A 15,542-nucleotide genomic window follows, 5' to 3' on the forward strand; every position below is an offset into this window, starting at 1 on the left:
GTCCAACGAAAGGCCGCATCATCCGGCGGCCCAGGGGAACGACATGCCGTCATCGCCTTCATTCCGACGCCGCAGCCCTGGCCGCTGGCTGACCTGCGACGTGCCACCATCCGGTGCGGTCCAGCCTTGTTCCTGCTGCCGGCCGGAAGCACGGGCGGCATTTGCCCGCATCACCACCGCTCTCAACCGCCGCATGTTCTTGGGCGGCATGGCAGCCGTCTTGGGATCGTTCGCGGCCCCACGCGAAGCCGAAGCCCTCACCGAGCAGCCCTCGGCCCCGGACCGTCCGACTCTCCTCGCCAACCTCAGGCTGTTCAACGGCATCGACCGCCGCCTGCAGGAAGGCGTGAACATCCTCGTCTCCGGCAACAAGATCGAAGCCCTGCCACGTGCGGGGGAAACGGTGAGTGACGCCCGCGTTGTCGACTGCGGCGGGCGCCTCGTCATGCCGGGCCTGATTGACGCACACTGGCACTCGACCCTTTGCGGCATTACACAGCTCGAGGCCATGACGGCCGACATTGGCTATGTCAATCTGGTGGCCGCGCGGGTGGCGGAGCACACCCTGATGCGCGGCTTCACCACGGTACGGGACGCCAGCGGGCCGGCCTTCGCGCTCAAGCAGGCGATCGACCGCGGCATTGTCAATGGCCCGCGCATCTATCCCTCGGGCGCGATGATCTCGCAGACGTCCGGACACGGCGACTTCCGGATGCGCTACGAGATCCCGAAGGGCGAAACGACGCCCCTGAGCCATTTCGAGATCGTCGGTGCCGCCGTCATTGGCGATGGCGTGCCGGAGGTCCTGCGGCGCGTGCGCGAGCAGTTGATGCTCGGCGCCACCCAGATCAAGCTCGCTGGCGGGGGCGGCGTCGCCTCCGCCTACGATCCGCTGGATTCGATCCAGTACACCGAGAGCGAGCTGGGGGCCGCGGTCCAGGCGGCCGCGGACTGGGGCACCTACGTGATGATCCACACCTACACGCCGGCCGCCATCCAGCGCGCCATCCGTGCCGGCGTGAAGTCGATCGAGCACGGTCAGCTCGCCGACGAGGAAACGGCGAAGATGATGGCCGACGAAGGTATCTGGTGGAGCCTCCAGCCCTTCCTGGCTGACGGGGATGCAAACATGCATGCCGACCCGCAGGCACGCGGCCTGCAGCAGGAAGTCGCCGCCGGCACGATCCGCGCTTACGAACTCTCAAAGAAGTACAAGGTGAAGACGGCCTGGGGCACGGACATCCTGTTCTCGCCGCGCAACCTGCCGGGCCACGCGCGACAGCTCGCCAAGCTCGCCCCCCGGTTCTACGACCCGCTCGAGATCCTGTCGATCGCGACCGGCATAAATGGCGAGCTCGTGGGCCTTTGCGGCCCGCGCAACTCCTATGACGGCGCGGTCGGCATCATCGCCCCGGGAGCGCTGGCTGACATCCTCGTTGCTGACGGCGACCCCACGAGGAGCCTCGACTTCCTCACCGATCCCGAAGCGAACCTGCGGCTCATCATGAAGGACGGCCGCATCTACAAGGACACCCTGCGATGAGCCTCAAGACCTTTGCCCTGTCCGCGCTGTTCACGGTGTCCGCGGCAGCGGCACAGGCTGCGGACCTCGCACCGCCGCGGCTTCCGGCCTCCGGGGAAGCTGCCGAGCCATACGCCTGGCGCGCCCAGCTGACGGCCTATGCCTGGCTGCCGGATCTCGGCAGCACCCTGACGCTGGGCGGCGGTCTGCCCGCCTTCCACAAGCGCATGAAGCGGTCCGACATCCTGAACAACCTCGACGGCGCCATCTTCCTGAACGGCACCCTGCGTAAGGACCGGTTGCTGCTGATGGGCGACCTCACCTGGTCCACCATCTCCCGCGGCGTGACCCTGCCGCCCCGGCTGGGCGGACTCGGAATCAGAAGCAAGGTCGAGACACTCTCCATCACGGCGCTCGCAGGCTATTCCGTCATCGCCGAGCCCGAATTCGTCGTCGATCTCGTGGGCGGTGCCCGCGCATGGCGGCTCGAGGGCTCGATCGACGTCGGTGCGCCGCTGAATCTCCATGGCAGCAAGACGAACTCTTGGGTGGAGCCGGTCCTCGGCGCCCGGATACGCTGGCAGTTCGCGCCCGACTGGTCGCTGATCGGCTACGTCGACGGTGGCGGTTTCGATCTCGACCGGAGCAGAACCTGGCAGATCTACGGCACGCTGAACTATCGCGTTTCGGACACGTTCTACCTCTCCGCGGGATGGCGGCACCTTTCGCTCGCGTATCGCGATGGCGGCGAACGCCTCGACGTCGACCTGACGGGGCCACTGGTGGGCGCCACGTTACGTTTCTGACCAGACTGCCGAACTGGCGGAGTGTGAAGGCACTTGCAGCACGGTGGCCTGCGGCGGCCATGAAAGCCCGCCAGAGTGTCGCCGTGCCCTGGAAGCAACCCCGCGGTGCGTCCCGCTCGGGCGGTGCCTGGAAGAGTCGGTCGTATTCCTGCCGCCTTTCAACACCGGTTCCGGGCCCCGTTAACCTTTGGGGCAGGGCGCTGCGCTAGACTGTCGCGCTCGAACGGGGCCGGCTACGCGGGCGTCACGGCTGCCCGAATTGGCGCAAGACATGGTGGAGCTTCTTCTCCTGCTCGTTGGCGGCGGTGCGGTCCGTCGTAAATGGTGGCTCGTCGGCCTCCTCGGCCTGCTGTGGATGGCCGTCGGCATCTTTTTCGTCGTGACTGCGCTCAGCGACGACCTGCGTTTCTCCCCCATCTATTTCGCCATTCCGCTCCTCATCGATGCCGCCTTCTCCGCCGTCAGCAGTCTGTCAGCCCCTTCCGGGCGCCGGTTTCTGCGTCTCGCCAAGGCGGCTGTCCTCATCGTCATTGTCCTCTTGATCCTCGAGGCGTCCTGGCACAGCGGCGTCATCGTCGGCTTCCTGGTGGGTACGCTCCTCATCGTCGACGCCATCTGGCGGGCGAGCAGCGCCTATGTGGTGCGCTTCCGCAACTGGCGGTCCTCCATCGTCAAGGCGGCCCTTGAATTCCTGATCGGCGCCTGGTCCTTCGTCCCTTGGCCGACCCACTGGCAGGGGGAGGTCGGCGTGGACGTCGGCACACTGATGATCGTCTCGGCCTACGGCATGTGCGGGCTGGCGCTGCGCATCCGGCGGCTGCCACCCGACACCTCCGTCGCAATGATCCTGGCGAGGGGGCGCGAGCGGGATCTCAAGCCCGGCTCGCCGCGGCGCCTCCTGCCCGTCCGCAGCGCCGAGGGGCCGGACGAGGGCGAAGTCATCGTGCATGTCTGGACACCGACGGGCGGCATGGTGCCGCTGCACAGGGGCGTCCAGCGCTACGTCGCGGCCCGCGACGAGAAGGGTATCGTCTCGACCGGACACGCCGCGCTCGAGGCGCCGCCGGACATCTACATCAGTCACTATCCCGCCGTGGAGATCGACCGGAAGCCTTCGCAGTTCGCCCGCGTTCTGCGCGCAACGCCCGACAACGATGTCGAGGGCCTGTTCAAGCCGAGCTATGCCGAGGAGAGCGCGGAATGGTGCCCCTCGACGGTACAGGTCCGGCTTCCCGCCCTCAACCTGCGGGCCCTGCACGCCTTCTGGGAGGCCTACCGCACCGACACGACATACAACCTGACGGATCGCAACTGCTCGAGCGCGGTGGCGAGCGCGCTCGACGCGGCCATCGAGGGTCGCTTTGCCGGCGCGGCGCGTTCGCCGGCCTTCCTCCTGCGTCTCGTCTGCGCGCCGGAATTGTGGATCGCCGGCATGCTGCGCCGTCGGGCGGCGTGGATGGCGTGGACGCCGGGGCTCGTCCTCGACTATGCCAAGGCCATTAGCGCCCTGCTTGCCCATCTTGAACCGCGGGCCGGCAACGGCCGCCACGGGGTGCCCGTCCCGCCGGCTGCTGCCTGTATACCCTCCGGCGACTGAGAGGTTCGCGTGCATACCAGCATTCTCGGGGGCAGCGCTGTCCTCGCCTGTGCCGGCATCATTGCCACGGCGGCGGTCTTCGGGCTGACCTACAGCCTGAGCGCGGCGCTGATCGCGCTCGATCTGGCCGAGCGTGGCCTCAGCGAGAGCCTCATCGGTGCCAACGCGGCGATGCATGCGGTCGGCGTGCTCGTCATGGCCTTCCTCCTGCCGCGGATCGGCGCGCGCTGGGGGCTGCGGCGCTCCATCACCGGCGCCCTTGCCCTGGCGGCACTGCTCCTGTGCCTTTTTCCGATGATGCCCCTCGTCTGGCTGTGGTTTCCGCTGCGCGTGGTGCTCGGTGCTGCCTCGGAGGTGCTCTTCGTCCTCTCCGAAACGTGGCTGAACGCGCTCACGTCCGAGGGCTCGCGGGCGCGCACCATGGGCGCCTACACGGCGGCGCTGTCCATCGGTTTCGCGCTTGGCCCGGTCATCCTCTCGCTCGTTGGGTCGGACGGCTTCACGGCGTACGGTGTCGGGGCCGCCCTCGTCGCGGCGGCGGCGCTCTTCGTCGCCCTGGCGCGGATCGCCGCCCCGGACTTCGAGAAGCCCGAGCACGGCAATCCCGTGCGCTATATGCGCCTCGCGCCCGTCGCCATGGGGGCGACGGCCCTCAACGCAGCCATCGAGACGGCGGGGCTGACGTTCCTCACCCTCTATGCGATGTCGCTCGGCTGGGGCGAGGCGGAAGCAACGCAGCTCATGGCCTGCATGATGTTTGGCGCCATCGTCCTGCAGGTGCCCATCGGCTGGCTGGGCGACCGCATGGACCGGGAGCGCCTCATCGTGGCGCTCGCCGTGGTGTCGGCGCTCGGCGCGGCCATCTGGCCGTTCGTCCTCGCCAGCCCGGTCATGACCTACGCCCTGCTGTTCGTGTGGGGTGGCGTCTTCGTCGGCATCTACACGATGATGCTCGCGATTGTGGGCAGCCGATTCTCAGGCAGCGACCTCATCGGCATCTATGCCGGCATGGGCCTGTTCTGGGGTGTCGGCGCGCTCATCGGCCCCGCCCTTGCCGGCGTTGCCATGCAGGCCACCGGCCACGGCCTGCCGATCTTCGTTGCGCTCATTTGCGGGCTGTTTGCGCTCGCGGCTGTCGCGTTCGGCCAGAAGGGGCGGCGCTAGCGGGCCGAGACCCTCGCAACTTGCAGCGGCTGCACAGGGGCGGTATGCCTTGCAGCTCTTGCGGGCGGGTGATCGTGGGGGGCTATGCGGCTGGTTCTGTTGCTGGGTCCGACCATCCTGCTCGTGTTCTCGGCGAGCTTCCTGCTGGCGTGGACCCTCGACCGCCGCCTGAAGCATCTTCTGCTCTTCGGCCTGTCCTGCCTCTTCTTCTGCTTCGGCTCCCTATCGCAGATGCTGCAGATTCCGCCCGGCGCGGGGCCGAATGCCATCGTGTCGGCCTTCATTTACACGGTGAGCGTGCTGTGCTTCACAGAGGGGCTCCTCTGGCGGGCGGGCAAGCGCACGTCCTTCGCCGAGAAAGCCGCCGTCACACTCCTCATCGTGGGCGGCATCGCCTTCTTCTACTACGTGGAGCGGAGCCTCCTCGTCCGCATCTACATCCTCAACTTCGGTTACGGGCTGATCTGCCTCGTGACGGCCTGGCGGCTGCGCGTCATGTGCCGCGGGCGCCTGACGGAGCGCGTGTTGTTCTGGGCGCTGGTGGCCTTTGCACTGCACTTCTTGCCGTCACGGTTGGCGACGTCATCAATGAGGTGCGGCATGCCGGCAACCTCGACCCGCTGACGGGCGTCCTCAACCGCCGGGGTTTCGAGGAGGGCGCCGCCCAGCGGTTCTCGGACCCGCGCAGCCAGCCGCTGTGCCTCCTCCTTGCTGACATCGACCGCTTCAAGAGCATCAACGACAGTTTCGGTCACCCGGTCGGCGACGAGGTGCTGCGCAACTTCGCAGCCTTGCTGCGGCAGGCGACACGATGGAGCGATCTCTGCGCGCGCCTCGGCGGCGAGGAATTCGCGCTGCTCCTGTGCGGCTGCGATGCCGCGGGTGGCGCCGCCTTCGCCGAGCGGCTGCGGGCGTCGGTCAGCGCGGCGCGCTTCGACGCCCTGCCGGAGGGCTGGCAGGTCACCGCGAGCTTCGGCATTGCCGAAGCCCGCGCGGGAGACAACCTCGCGGAGGTCGTGGCCCGGGCCGATGCCGCGCTCTATGCGGCGAAGAAGGCCGGCCGCAACAAGGTGCAGCAGCACGCCGCCGTCCTGGCCTGAGCCCGTGGCCCGCCTTCCGCAGACGTCAGGCGTTGCCCGCGCGCGAATGGTTGCCCGTCTGCGTATGCATGCCGCCGCGACGGGAGATGCCGGCGAGCGCCTCCCCCGCTGGGCCCTGCTGCATCATGGCGACGTCGCCCAGCGAGAGGATACCGACGAGGCGCTTGTTGCGGTCGACGACCGGGATACGCCGGATCTGCTGCTCGCCGAGGTTGTGCGCCACATCGTCGAGATCCTCATCCTCGAAGCAGTAGCAGATGTCACGCGTCATGACGTCGCCGACGCGGGCAGCGGGGCCCTGGCCGGCGGCAACCGCGCGCACCGCGATGTCGCGGTCGGTGATCATGCCCACGAGACGGTCGTTATCGCCCACGGGCAGCACGCCTGCGTCGATGTCCGCCATCATGCGGGCGGCTTCCTGGATCGTGTGGTCCGGGCTCGCGATGCTGACATTGCGCGTCATCGCTTCGCTCACTCTCATCGTTCCCTCCTGTCGGTTTGCAGGGCAGGCGGCCGGACGTCTCGCCGGCCGGCTGCCGGACGCTCCCAACTGCCTCGATGCCCGTCTGTTCCGCCGGCCGGGGGCTGATCCGGAACCATAGCGGCCAGCGGCGGTTGGGCGGGCCTGTCAAGAGGCAGGTGGCGGTGCAGTCTCGCGGTTGCCGTGGTCTTGCCCCTTCGGCCTGCCAGGATGTTTTCGGCGGCGTCTCCGGAAAAGGCGACCGGACCGTCGAGGAGCGAGGGCGTGCCCGACCGGAAGATCACCATCGACGTCGACAGGACACAGCTCGGCGGCCTCGTCATCGAGCCGCGCACCGGTCTGCCCGGCGTCCTCTTCGTCCACGGCTGGGCGGGCAGCCAGGAGCGCGATCTCAGCCGCGCCCTGAGCATGTCGCGGCTCGGCTGCATCTGCCTGACCTTCGACATGCGCGGCCACGGCGCGCGCGCCGACCAGCTACGCATGGTGACGCGACAGGACAACCTGGCGGACCTGTGCGCCGCCTATGACGTGCTGACGGAGCAGCCGAACATCGACAAGGGTTCCATTGCCGTTGTGGGCAGTTCCTACGGGGGCTATCTCGCGGCTCTGCTCACCGCACAGCGCCCGGTGCGGTGGCTGGCGTTGCGCGTGCCGGCGCTCTACCGCGACGATGGCTGGACCGTGCCGAAATTCAGCCTCAACCGGGCCGAGCTCGCGCGCTATCGCCAGCGCTTCGTTCCGCGCGAGGAAAACCGCGCCCTGCGGGAATGCGAACGCTTCAAGGGTGATGTCCTCATCGTCGAATCCGAGAACGACGACATCGTTCCCCATCCGGCCGTGGCGAGCTACCTGTCCGCCTTCATCAACGCCCGCTCCGTGACCTACCGCGTGCTCGAGGGGGCCGACCACGCCCTGTCGCGCGAGAGTGACCGGCAGGCCTATGACGCGCTCCTGCTGCGCTGGGTGCGGGAGATGATCCTTGGCGCCCGCTAGGCCGCTCCGACGCGACAGGGCGACGTCGAGGCGAGGCTTTCCAGATAGCCCGACAGGATGCGCCGGCTCTGCTCGAGGGTCGCGATCCTGCGGTCGAGTGTCTCGACCTCGTGGCGAAGGGCGGCCACCAGCTCCGGACAGGGGTCGAAATCGGGCCGGTCGGTGACGACGCAGGGCAGGAAGCGGCGGATGAGATCCAGCTTGAGCCCCGCTTCGCTCAGCATGCGGATGCGCCGCACCGTCTCTTCTTCGGCGGGGCCGTAGTCGCGATAGCCGGATGCCTTGCGCGGAGGACGGAGCAGGCCCTCCTGCTCATAATAGCGCAGCATCCGCACGCTGACGCCGGTACGTTTCGACAGTGTTCCAATCTGCATTGCACGTCCTTGACCCTGACAGCGCTGTCAGACTGTAGCGTCGCCGTCGCCTCATGGAAAGGAGCGGAGATGCGAATGCCCTACGTGGAATGTCGAGGTGCCCGGGTTCACTACAGGGTCGATGGAAGCGGCGAACCGCTGGTGCTGGTGCACGGAACCGGAGGCGATGCGGAGTCGAACTGGGCGCTCGTCGTCGAGCGTCTTGCACGGGAGTGGACTGTGATCCGGCCGGACTATGCGGGGTCCGGCGCTACCGAGGATGACGGCCGCCCGCTCACGGCGGACTATCTGACCGCCCAGATCATGGCAGCGGCCGAGGCGGCCGGATTTGGCAGCTATCATCTTCTCGGCTTCTCGCTGGGTGCCGCGCTTGCCGCCAAGATCGCCGGCGATTTTCCCGAGCGCGTGCGCTCGCTCATCCTGCTTGCGGGTTTCCAGTCCTCGCGCGATGCCCGGTCGAAGATGCAGTTCGAGCTGTGGCGCGACCTCATGGCCGCGAACCGCCGGGCAATGGCACGCCTCATCCTCCTCACCGGTTTCAGCCCGGATGCGGTGGCCGCCTTCGGGGCCGACGGCGTAGCCCAGGCGGTGGAAGACACGCTGACGGGAATCAACTGGGACGGCATGGTCCGACAGGTCGAGCTCGACCTGGCGATCGACGTGAGCGACAGCATTGCGAAAATAACCGCGCCGACGCTGTCCATTGGCTGCACGCATGATTACATGGTGCCTCCCGCGCACGCCAGGGCGCTGGCCGAGGCCATCCCGTCCGCGCGTTATGCAGAGCTGCCGACGGGCCATCTGGCGCCGATGGAAAAGCCGGACGCGCTTGTCGATATCGTCGTTTCCTTCCTGAGGGAACAGCGGCGGTGACAGGCGGGGGCCATCTCGCCTTCGACGTGCAGTGTCCGGACGGGGATTGCACCATCTCGCACGCGCACTGCGGCACTGTGTCTGAAAAGCCGCTCGACGCGGCTTGCAGGACGCGCTAAGGCATTCTTATGGCCCGGCGACGCTCCGGCAGTTTCGGGCGTCTCGGCACGTGCCGGCGCGACAGTTGTATTCCTTCTTCCGTTGAAGGCGATGGCTACTTCAAGTTCAATGCCGGCCCGCGCCGGCGTGCAGGGCATTCACAAGGTCATTCTCGCCACACTGGCCGAGGAATCGAAGAATCTCGTGGATGCCTTCTATGAGATATTCCTGAACGATCCCCGTGGTTCGCGCTATCTGACGCACCGGCAGGTGAACCAGCGGCTGCGCCACGTGCTGGAGCGGTGGCTCTTCGACCTGTTCGAGCACTATCCGCCCATCATTGACAGTGAATCGCAGCGGAGCCTCGGTGAGGCCCACGCCCGCCTCGGCGTCCCGATGGACCTCGTGCTGCGGGGAGCGGCCTGCCTCAGAAGCGGTCTGAGTAGGAGGCTCGCCGAGCAGATGAATGACGCGAAGGAGCTCGGCGAGGCGCTCACCAACGTCTCGCAGGCTTTCGACAACGCCATCATCGAGATGAGCGAGGCGTATGTGTCGGGCGCGCGCATGCGGGCGCGCACCGCCGAAAGCTACAGGCTGTTTTCCCTCGGGCGCGACGTTGCCATCGAGCGCGAGGCGCAGCGCGCTGCGCTGATGGAGTGGAGCCAGTCCATCCTCTTCGGGCTTCTTGCCGGCGACCGCGACTTCCCGCCCCTGAGCGACTCCGAGTTCGGCCTCTGGTTCCGGCACCGCGCATCGATCCTGTTCGACGAGGCGCCGGAGTTCCCGCGCATCCAGGCGGCCATGAACGAGATCGACAGAAACATCCTGCCGTTGGCCCGGACGGTGAGCGCCGGCGACATGCCGCAGCTTGCGGCGCGCTTCCAGAAGGAGGTCGACGAGGTCAAGTTCCTGCTCGGCGAGATGTTCCAGCAGATCGCGGGCGTCGACCAGGGCACCGACCCGCTCACGCGCACGCTGAACCGGCGCTTCCTCTCGACGGTTCTGTCGCGCGAGATCGTCACGGCGTCTGCCGCGCAGTCGCTCTTCTCGATCTGCATGATCGACGTGGATCACTTCAAGGACATCAACGATCGTTTCGGCCATCCCGCGGGCGACGCGGTCCTCAAGCAGATCGCGGGCCGCATCCAGGACAGCATCCGCCCGAGTGATTTCATCTTCCGCTACGGCGGGGAGGAATTCCTCGTGCTGCTGGTTGAGGCCGAGGAGCACGAGGCCATGCAGGTGGCGGAGCGGATCCGTTCCGCTGTGGAGGCGACGCCCGTCGACGTGCAGGGGGCGCAGGAGCTCACTGTCACCGTCTCGATCGGCGTCGCCACCTACGACGGCCATCCCGACTACCAGACGCTCGTAGAGCGCGCGGACCGTGCGCTCTACCAGGCCAAGCGCCTCGGCAGGAACCAGGTGGTGGCCGGGTAGACGGTGCCTCAGCGGCCGAAGGTCGGGCGGTACTGCCGTGTCGCGCCGAAACGGTAGGGCGGCGCGACGACGAGTTCGACGCCGAGTTCCTCCGCGGCATGCCACGGCCAGCGTGGATTGTTGAGGGCCACCCGGCCAAGTGCCACGGCGTCGGCCTCGCCCGTCGCGATGATGCCTTCCGCGTGCAGGGGCGAGCGGATCATGCCGACGGTGATGACCGGGATACCCACCTCGCGCTTGATGCGGGAGGCGAAGGGGAGCTGGTAGGCAGGGCCGACAGGGATCTGGGCCGGGGCATTGCCGCCGCTGGAGACGTCCACATAGGCGCAGCCCCGTTCGTGCAGTGCCCTGGCCAGCGCCACGGCCTCGTCCGGCACGATGCCGCCCTCGAGCCAGTCGGTGCCGTTGAAGCGCATGCCGACCGGATAGGACGGCGGACAGGCGGCCTTGACGGCCTCGAACACCGCCAGCGGCAGGCGCATGCGGTTCTCAAGCGAGCCGCCCCACCTGTCCTGCCGCCGGTTGGCCAGCGGCGAGAGGAAGCTCGACAGCAGGTAGCCGTGCGCGCCGTGGATCTCGATGGTGTCGAAACCGATTCTCACCGCGCGCCGTGCTGCGGCGGCAAAGTCGTCGATCACCTTCTGGATGCCGGCCTCGTCCAGCTCGAGGGGCGTTTGCCAGCCTTCGGCGAAGGGCACCGGCGAGGGGCCGAGCACGCGCCAGCCGCCCTTCTCCGGCGGGACATGTCCGCCGTCCCACGGCCGCGCGGTCGAGGCCTTCCGCCCCGCATGGCCGAGCTGGATGCCGAACGGCATGTCTGAGAACTGCCGCGCGAAGGCCAGCGCCGAAGCCATGGCTTCTTCGGTCTCGTCGTCCCACAGGCCGAGGCAGGCGGGCGTGATGCGGCCTTCCGGGGAGACGCCGGTCGCCTCAACCATCATCAGGCCGGCGCAGGAGAGGGCGTAGCTGCTCCAGTGCTGGCGGTGCCAGTCGGTGGCGCGGCCGTTTTCCGCGCTGTACTGGCACATCGGCGAGATGACGATGCGATTGGGCAGCTCCAGGCTGCCGAGGCGCAGAGGCGTGAAGAGGTTTGACGTCATGGGTTCCTTGCCCGTGGGCTCCCGATCACTCGCTGTTGCGCACGCGCGCGGCCGTCCAGCCGCCATCGACCGCGATGGTCTGGCCGCAGACGAAGGCCGCGTCGTCGGATGCGAGGAAGGCTATCACGTTGGCCACGTCGCGCACGTCACCAGCTCGGCCGACGGGCGTGCCCTGCAGGATGAGCTCGCGGTAGACGGCGTCCGTCAGCAGCCGCTCCGTCATGGTCGTCAGGATCAGCCCCGGCGCGACGGCGTTCACGCGGATGCCGCGCGGGGCATAGTCGGCCGTCATCTGGCGGGTCAGGCCGTCGATGCCGGCCTTCGACGCCGCATAGGCCGCATTGTTGCGCCAGCCGACGAGCCCGAAGATGGATGCGACGTGGATGATGCAGCCGGCGCCGCGTGCCAGCATGTCGGGGAGCACCTCACGCGACATGCGGAAGGCGGTGGTGAGGTTGGTTTCGATGATCCGCGACCAGCCGGCATCGTCCGTCTCGTGGACGGCACGCGCACCGCCCACGCCCGCATTGTTGACGAGAACATCGACCCGCCCGAAGCGCTCGAGAACTGCGCCCACGATGCGGGCGGGGGCGGCGGGGTCGACGAGATCCTCGACGAGATCGAGGCGGTTCTCATGAGCCGGGGCATCGGCCTCGGCACGGTCGACGGTACAGACATGAAAGCCGTCGGCGAGCAGCCGGGCGGCCGTGGCAGCGCCGATGCCGGCAGCCGCACCAGTGACGATGGCAACACGCATGATCAGGCTAGCCTACCGCCGTCCACGGGAAGCAGGACGCCAGTGCAGTAGGAGGCTCGCGGCGAGGCGAGATACACCACCGCGTGCGCCACCTCCTCCGGCTTGCCGAGGCGTCCCAGGGGATGGATGGAAATCATCGCCGCCCGGTCCGCCTCGGCGTTGGCCGGATCGAGCGTGCGGTCGAACATCGGGCTGTCGATGGAGCCGGGGCAGACCGCGTTCACGCGGATGCCGGAAGGCGCGAGCGAGCGCGCGAGGGAGCGCGTCATCGACACCACCGCCGCCTTGGAGACAGCGTAGGCCCCGAGGCGCGCGGAGCCGACGAGTCCGGCCGTCGAGGCGATGTTGACGATGGCGCCCGAGCCCCGTTCCCTCATCTTCGGCACGGCGGCCTGGATGCAGTTCAGGCTGCCGAACAGGTTGACGTCCATGACGCGGCGCAGCTCGGCCGTATCGCAGGTCTCAAGGCCGCCCCTCGGCCCCTCGATGCCGGCGCTGTTCACCAGGATGTCGCAGCAATCCATGGCGGAGAAGACGGCCGCGACCGCGGCGCCGTCAGTGACGTCGACCACGTGCCGGGCGGCGATTTCCCCGCCGATCGCGGTCGCGCAGGCAGCAAGTGCCGTCTCATCACGGTCGAGCAGGACGAGTCGCGCGCCGGCTTCGGCGAGTGCCCTGGCAGAGGCGGCGCCGAGCCCGGAGCCGGCGCCGGTCACGACGGCGGTCAGGCCGTGCAGAACTGGCTCACTCATTTCGGGCGGCCCATTCGGCGGCGACGGTGCGCCCGGTGGCGAACCACACGCCGGGTTTCGAGCGGATATGCTCGATGATGCGGCGCAGCAGCGGCAGACGCATCGGCCTGCCGATGAACTGCGGGTGCATCACGAGGTTGAAGAGCCCGCCCCACTCGTAGATCGTGTCGAACTCGTCGCGCCAGTTCTCGAAGACCTGCTGGTTCGTGAACTGTGGCCGCCACGCCTGCAGGGCGAACATCATGTAGGGCGCGTCATCGCAGCCCCAGTGCCAGGGCAGCTCGACCGGGCCGGGCGTGCCGTCGTCCAGCCGGTGGCGGTAGGGCACGACATCGGCCATCAGGGAGCTGTCGTAGAGGATGCCGTGCTCGTGCAGGAGGCCTATGAGCGTCGGCGTCGTCTCGCCGGCGGGCGAACGGTAGCCGACGGGACGCTGCCCGATCACCTTGTCGAAGGACTCGAGCCCGCGCAGGATCGACTCGCGCTCGGCATCCGGCTTGTCCGGATCGACGCGTTCGTGCAGGTAGCCGTGGTGGGCAATCTCGTGCCCGCCCTCCAGGATGGCGTGGATGCGGTCCGGATACTTCTCGATGGTCCAGCCGGGCGTGAAGAACGTCGCCGGCACGCCATACTCGGCGAGAAGCCGGAGGATGGCCGGCACGCCCCGCAGCGCGCCGTAGGTGCCGAGGGACAGCACCCCCGGGCGGCGCGCGTTCTCCGGGTCGCGCGCCAGCCACAGGGTTTCGGCGTCGAAGTCGAACGTCAGCATGACGGCGCACCGTGCGCCGCCGGGCCAGCTGACCATTCGCTCGTCGAGCAGCTTGGCAGGATCGCTCATGGTGCCTCCGTGCGCAGACGCAGGCGGTGGTCAAGGCGGGCCGTTCAGCCCGCCTTGCGCACCACGCGGAAGGTTTCGTTGACCCCGATGGCCGTGGTCGTGATGTTCTGGAACACTGGGTTGTAGAGGGTCGGGAAGTCGACCTCGACAAGCCAGGCCATCGGCGCATCCTCGACGAGGATCTTCTGGGCCTTGGAATAGGCTGCCTGGCGCACTGCCGGATCCGTGCTGCTGGCGCCGGCCGCGAAGGCCTCGTCTACCTCGGGGTTGGTGTAGCCGGTGCAGTTCGAGTAGGGGAGGCCCTTCTTGATGTTGCTCGAGAGGAAGAAGCGCGCGACGCCCAGCGCCGGATCGCCGAACTGGTAGGGATAGTTCGAGGTCATCTCGAACTCCCAGTTGCCGTAGCGCTGTGTCCAGGAGCCGGGGTCGGACGGCTCGATCTCGACGCGCAGGCCGATGAGGGCGAGCTGCTGCTGGACGAGTTCGGCGAAGCGCGCCCAGGTCTCGCCCCAGGGCAGGCGCAGGAACTTGACCGTGTGGCGGATGCCGTCGGGCCCCGGCTTCAGGCCCATGTCGTCGAGCAGCGCCTTCGCCTTGTCGAGGTCGTAGTCGTAGACCTTCACATTCGGCTCGTAGAAGCGCGTCCGGTAGCTCACCGGGCCCGTCGCCGGCCTGCCGAGGCCGAAGAAGATCATGTCGGTGAAGAGCTGCTTGTCGAGCGCGTGGCAGATGGCTTGCCGGAAGCGCTTGTCATTGAAGGGCGGGATGCGCGTGTTGAACTCAATCCGCGCGACGGGCGCCATGAACTCGTAGCCGCGCGTCTCCAGCTCGAGGTGCGGCAGGCTCGCGAGCCGCTGCACGTCGAACATCTCGATGTCGAAGGAGCTCGACAGGTCGACCTTGCCCTGCTCAAGCGCGACGGCCCGCGACGCGCCGTCGGGCAGGATGTGGAAGATGAGCTCATCGAGATGCGGCTCGCCCTCGCCGTGATAGTCGGGATTCTTCTCGAGGCGGATGAAGGAGCCGCGGCGCCATTCGGCGAGCTTGAAGGGGCCGGTGCCGATCGGCGTGTTGTTGGCAGGGTTCGTGCGGTAGTCCGTGCCCTTGTAGATGTGGGCCGGGATCATCGGCGCCGAGGAGAACTCGAAGGCCATGATGAACGGGCCGAACGGCTCGCGCAGCGTGAAGCGCACGGTGTGGTCGTCGAGCGCCTCGATCTCCCGGCAATAGCTGAAGTTCACCCGCGCGCGCGAGTGCATCTCCATCAGGAATTCCTTGCAGGTGAAGACGACGTCCTCGGCCGTGAAAGACTTGCCGTCGTGCCACTTGGCATTCTCCACCAGATGGAAGGTGTAGACGAGCCCGTCGTCAGAGATTTCCCAGCTCTTCGCCAGGCTCGGCCGCGGCGTGAAGTCGAAATCATAGGTCAGCAGACTTTCGTACATCTTGCCGCAGACGAGCTGGACCTGGGCGTTCTGCTCGAGGCCGATGAAGAGCGTGGCGGGCTCGGGGTGGCAGATGATGTTCATCACGGCCCGTCCGCCCGCCTGCGCCCAGGCGGCGCGCGGCATGAAGGGGGCCAGGACGCCGGCGGCAGTCGTTGCCCGCAACAGGTCTCGGCGCGAGAGGTAGTGCTGGCTCATCGTTTC

16 protein-coding genes are annotated in these 15,542 nt (G+C 67.8%); 9 read left to right on the forward strand and 7 right to left on the reverse strand.

Annotated features, from left to right (window positions below; genetic code table 11):
- Nucleotides 1-208 precede the first annotated feature (208 nt).
- The 6 genes from HNQ73_RS12600 to HNQ73_RS17980 all read left to right on the forward strand — a co-directional run bounded on the left by HNQ73_RS12600 (nt 209) and on the right by HNQ73_RS17980 (nt 6,189).
- Nucleotides 209-1,543 (forward strand): metal-dependent hydrolase family protein, encoded by a 1,335-nt coding sequence (locus tag HNQ73_RS12600; RefSeq protein WP_244650160.1) that lies wholly within the window; start codon nt 209-211, stop codon nt 1,541-1,543.
- A complete protein-coding gene (locus HNQ73_RS12605) occupies nt 1,540-2,328 on the forward strand; it encodes a porin family protein (protein WP_183335219.1) in 789 nt (262 codons plus the stop codon). The genes HNQ73_RS12600 and HNQ73_RS12605 overlap by 4 nt, the downstream gene beginning before the upstream one ends.
- Before the next feature lie 271 nt (nt 2,329-2,599).
- Nucleotides 2,600-3,925 (forward strand): protease, encoded by a 1,326-nt coding sequence (locus tag HNQ73_RS12610; protein ID WP_183335220.1) that lies wholly within the window; start codon nt 2,600-2,602, stop codon nt 3,923-3,925.
- Between the two features lie 9 nt (nt 3,926-3,934).
- Nucleotides 3,935-5,089, forward strand: a complete 1,155-nt coding sequence (locus HNQ73_RS12615; protein ID WP_183335221.1) for an MFS transporter — start codon at nt 3,935-3,937, stop codon at nt 5,087-5,089.
- 99 nt (nt 5,090-5,188) lie between these two features.
- The gene (locus tag HNQ73_RS17975; RefSeq protein WP_244650162.1) at nt 5,189-5,713 is read left to right on the forward strand and encodes a hypothetical protein; all 525 of its coding nucleotides are present in this window, start codon (nt 5,189-5,191) and stop codon (nt 5,711-5,713) included.
- A complete protein-coding gene (locus HNQ73_RS17980; protein WP_244650164.1) occupies nt 5,683-6,189 on the forward strand; it encodes a GGDEF domain-containing protein in 507 nt (168 codons plus the stop codon). Before HNQ73_RS17975 ends, HNQ73_RS17980 begins: the two co-directional genes overlap by 31 nt.
- Before the next feature lie 25 nt (nt 6,190-6,214).
- Here the strand turns inward: HNQ73_RS17980 and HNQ73_RS12625 are convergent, their stop codons facing one another.
- A complete protein-coding gene (locus HNQ73_RS12625) occupies nt 6,215-6,670 on the reverse strand; it encodes a CBS domain-containing protein (RefSeq protein WP_183335222.1) in 456 nt (151 codons plus the stop codon).
- A 264-nt stretch (nt 6,671-6,934) separates the two neighbouring features.
- Here HNQ73_RS12625 and HNQ73_RS12630 point away from each other — a divergent pair, with 264 nt between their 5' ends.
- Nucleotides 6,935-7,663 (forward strand): alpha/beta hydrolase family protein, encoded by a 729-nt coding sequence (locus tag HNQ73_RS12630; protein WP_183335223.1) that lies wholly within the window; start codon nt 6,935-6,937, stop codon nt 7,661-7,663.
- Here HNQ73_RS12630 and HNQ73_RS12635 read toward each other — a convergent pair.
- Complete coding sequence (locus HNQ73_RS12635; RefSeq protein ID WP_183335224.1) at nt 7,660-8,037, reverse strand: MerR family transcriptional regulator; 378 nt, start codon at nt 8,035-8,037, stop codon at nt 7,660-7,662. The genes HNQ73_RS12630 and HNQ73_RS12635 overlap by 4 nt on opposite strands.
- 69 nt (nt 8,038-8,106) lie before the next feature.
- Here HNQ73_RS12635 and HNQ73_RS12640 point away from each other — a divergent pair, with 69 nt between their 5' ends.
- Both HNQ73_RS12640 and HNQ73_RS12645 read left to right on the forward strand, forming a co-directional pair.
- Entirely contained in the window at nt 8,107-8,910 is an 804-nt protein-coding gene (locus tag HNQ73_RS12640) for an alpha/beta fold hydrolase (protein WP_210305194.1), read from the forward strand.
- A 228-nt stretch (nt 8,911-9,138) separates the two neighbouring features.
- Entirely contained in the window at nt 9,139-10,446 is a 1,308-nt protein-coding gene (locus HNQ73_RS12645) for a GGDEF domain-containing protein (RefSeq protein ID WP_183335225.1), read from the forward strand.
- Between the two features lie 8 nt (nt 10,447-10,454).
- Here the strand turns inward: HNQ73_RS12645 and HNQ73_RS12650 are convergent, their stop codons facing one another.
- From HNQ73_RS12650 to HNQ73_RS12670, 5 genes are read right to left on the reverse strand one after another with little or no spacing between them, the layout of a single operon-like run.
- Complete coding sequence (locus HNQ73_RS12650; protein WP_183335226.1) at nt 10,455-11,546, reverse strand: NADH:flavin oxidoreductase/NADH oxidase; 1,092 nt, start codon at nt 11,544-11,546, stop codon at nt 10,455-10,457.
- 25 nt (nt 11,547-11,571) lie between these two features.
- The gene (locus HNQ73_RS12655; RefSeq protein WP_244650166.1) at nt 11,572-12,303 is read right to left on the reverse strand and encodes an SDR family NAD(P)-dependent oxidoreductase; all 732 of its coding nucleotides are present in this window, start codon (nt 12,301-12,303) and stop codon (nt 11,572-11,574) included.
- A 2-nt stretch (nt 12,304-12,305) separates the two neighbouring features.
- Entirely contained in the window at nt 12,306-13,055 is a 750-nt protein-coding gene (locus HNQ73_RS12660; protein ID WP_183335227.1) for an SDR family NAD(P)-dependent oxidoreductase, read from the reverse strand.
- Entirely contained in the window at nt 13,048-13,893 is an 846-nt protein-coding gene (locus HNQ73_RS12665) for a polysaccharide deacetylase family protein (RefSeq protein ID WP_244650168.1), read from the reverse strand. Before HNQ73_RS12665 ends, HNQ73_RS12660 begins: the two co-directional genes overlap by 8 nt.
- A gap of 44 nt (nt 13,894-13,937) precedes the next feature.
- Nucleotides 13,938-15,536, reverse strand: coding sequence for an ABC transporter substrate-binding protein (locus tag HNQ73_RS12670; protein ID WP_183335228.1), 1,599 nt, complete (start codon nt 15,534-15,536; stop codon nt 13,938-13,940).
- Between the last annotated feature and the right edge of the window lie 6 nt (nt 15,537-15,542).

The sequence above is a fragment of the Chelatococcus composti genome, assembly GCF_014201415.1.
GTDB lineage: Bacteria > Pseudomonadota > Alphaproteobacteria > Rhizobiales > Beijerinckiaceae > Chelatococcus_A > Chelatococcus_A composti.

Coding starts and splice junctions, on each gene's coding strand:
- HNQ73_RS12600 (WP_244650160.1), top strand. CDS start 209: ATGGCAGCCGTCTTGGGATCGTTCGCGGCCCCACGCGAAGCCGAAGCC.
- HNQ73_RS12605 (WP_183335219.1), top strand. CDS start 1,540: ATGAGCCTCAAGACCTTTGCCCTGTCCGCGCTGTTCACGGTGTCCGCG.
- HNQ73_RS12610 (WP_183335220.1), top strand. CDS start 2,600: ATGGTGGAGCTTCTTCTCCTGCTCGTTGGCGGCGGTGCGGTCCGTCGT.
- HNQ73_RS12625 (WP_183335222.1), bottom strand. CDS start 6,670: ATGAGAGTGAGCGAAGCGATGACGCGCAATGTCAGCATCGCGAGCCCG.
- HNQ73_RS12635 (WP_183335224.1), bottom strand. CDS start 8,037: ATGCAGATTGGAACACTGTCGAAACGTACCGGCGTCAGCGTGCGGATG.
- HNQ73_RS12640 (WP_210305194.1), top strand. CDS start 8,107: ATGCGAATGCCCTACGTGGAATGTCGAGGTGCCCGGGTTCACTACAGG.
- HNQ73_RS12645 (WP_183335225.1), top strand. CDS start 9,139: ATGCCGGCCCGCGCCGGCGTGCAGGGCATTCACAAGGTCATTCTCGCC.
- HNQ73_RS12650 (WP_183335226.1), bottom strand. CDS start 11,546: ATGACGTCAAACCTCTTCACGCCTCTGCGCCTCGGCAGCCTGGAGCTG.
- HNQ73_RS12655 (WP_244650166.1), bottom strand. CDS start 12,303: ATGCGTGTTGCCATCGTCACTGGTGCGGCTGCCGGCATCGGCGCTGCC.
- HNQ73_RS12660 (WP_183335227.1), bottom strand. CDS start 13,055: ATGAGTGAGCCAGTTCTGCACGGCCTGACCGCCGTCGTGACCGGCGCC.
- HNQ73_RS12665 (WP_244650168.1), bottom strand. CDS start 13,893: ATGAGCGATCCTGCCAAGCTGCTCGACGAGCGAATGGTCAGCTGGCCC.
- HNQ73_RS12670 (WP_183335228.1), bottom strand. CDS start 15,536: ATGAGCCAGCACTACCTCTCGCGCCGAGACCTGTTGCGGGCAACGACT.